The sequence below is a fragment of the Hespellia stercorisuis DSM 15480 genome (assembly GCF_900142165.1).
Taxonomy (GTDB): domain Bacteria; phylum Bacillota; class Clostridia; order Lachnospirales; family Lachnospiraceae; genus Hespellia; species Hespellia stercorisuis.
In genome coordinates this window covers 1-1,571 of record NZ_FQZY01000148.1, presented here as the reverse complement: position 1 = coordinate 1,571, position 1,571 = coordinate 1, and the positions used below count along the sequence as shown (strand labels likewise).

At 36.6% G+C, this 1,571-nt stretch carries 2 protein-coding genes; both read right to left on the bottom strand.

What is annotated here, in order from left to right; all coding sequences use genetic code 11:
• Positions 1-110 precede the first annotated feature (110 nt).
• Entirely contained in the window at positions 111-1,001 is an 891-nt protein-coding gene (locus BUB85_RS20815; RefSeq protein ID WP_073113377.1) for a hypothetical protein, read from the bottom strand.
• A gap of 78 nt (positions 1,002-1,079) precedes the next feature.
• Positions 1,080-1,301 (bottom strand): hypothetical protein, encoded by a 222-nt coding sequence (locus BUB85_RS20810; RefSeq protein ID WP_073113376.1) that lies wholly within the window; start codon positions 1,299-1,301, stop codon positions 1,080-1,082.
• Positions 1,302-1,571: the final 270 nt, after the last annotated feature.

The following is a 1,571-nucleotide window of genomic DNA, read 5'->3' as shown; positions in this document are numbered from 1 at the left end:
AATATGAATCAGAAATGGAATAAAAAGGACATTTCTGTAGGAAAAAAAGAGCTGCGCACCGCTGAATTTAATCAGCTAGTGCGACAGCCCCTTTTATCTTATTTTTCATATCACTTCCAGTACTTCTTCAAATAACCATCTGCTGCTTCTTCTGATAAATGAAAATTATCTTCAATACACTTTTTCGCATCTTCCCTGGAACCACCCAGATTCTGACAAACTTTAATGATTCCACGCACTCCTTGGTCTGTCATATTTTCTGTTATTTTTTCCGTTACTTCTTTCGTTACTTCTTTCGTTACTTTTTTCGTTACACGCTGCTCGGTTTCCCATACCAATGCTTCCCCTAAATTGCACATTTGCTTCAGCTCCTTTCTCACTTTTTTACTGCGACCAATATTTATTCCCATGTCTTCTTTTAATATTTTTTCTTTCTCCTTTACACCAATATCCGGTGTAAATAATGTATTAAGAAAATGAAATATGCTATTCTCTTTTTTATCCTTCCTCCGATTCAGGTAAATCATCAATATGATTATTTTATCATATACCAATGTTTTATCCGGTGTTTTTCCAATCAGATCTTCCTTATGAATTCCATATCTTGTCACTGCATTTCCGATGTAATTTGGTGCATCCAGACATATCCATATGGAGTATACTTTTTTAATATCCTGATAGTTACTGTCAGTAAATTCTGTATCTTTTTGGGCAGAAATCATTCGGCAGCCATAAAATAATCCCCGCGTTATCAGATCATATGTTTTATAAAATTCTTTCTGAATCTCAATGTTCAGCAACAGCTTTAAAAACTGCTTTTTCTTTCCCGGAATCCACAGATGAAATCGAATATCATACGTAATCTCACCTTCATAAGGAACGCTGTCCTCCGTGCGGTCCCCCAGAATTTTCTCCGGTCGGTTTGTTTCCCCCGGATTTACTAGTACAGCGTCCTCGAAATAACTAGACCGAATTACTTGCCTATTTTCCCGATTGCACATATCAAAAAGCCTCAGCGTAGCCCGCTACGCCTACGTTTTTTGATATGTACACTCGAAAAAATATTCTGCGTAATTCGTCTAGTTATTTGCGGTACGCTGTACTAAAATCTTGGAAACCTCAATATTATCTCCAATACAGGCGATAATAGCGTTAATTGACATTCCCTTAACTTCTTCCACCACACTCTTCATAATCCAGGCCAGTACCAGTTTGTCACTGATCAGGTTCTTCGCATGCTCATCGTACTCTATCTGCTCATTCGAGACATTCAGAGTTCTTTCCATATGCGTTTTTGTCATTCATTTTCCTCCTTTTAGTATACATGGCACTGCGCACAGATGACAATAACAAATATACTTTTTGTATTTGTAATGCTTTTGAAAAATTTGGCGGATACCGCCTTGATACTTTGAAAAATTACAGCTAGAATTGCTGTGAATGGTGTCATAATAGCATGTTCATTCTTTGATGTCAATTTATTTCTTATTACTTTAATGTTCGTTATGAACCATTTATGATAATGTCCTTATATACCACAAGGGGAAATGTCCCAAGTATGGTATACTGAC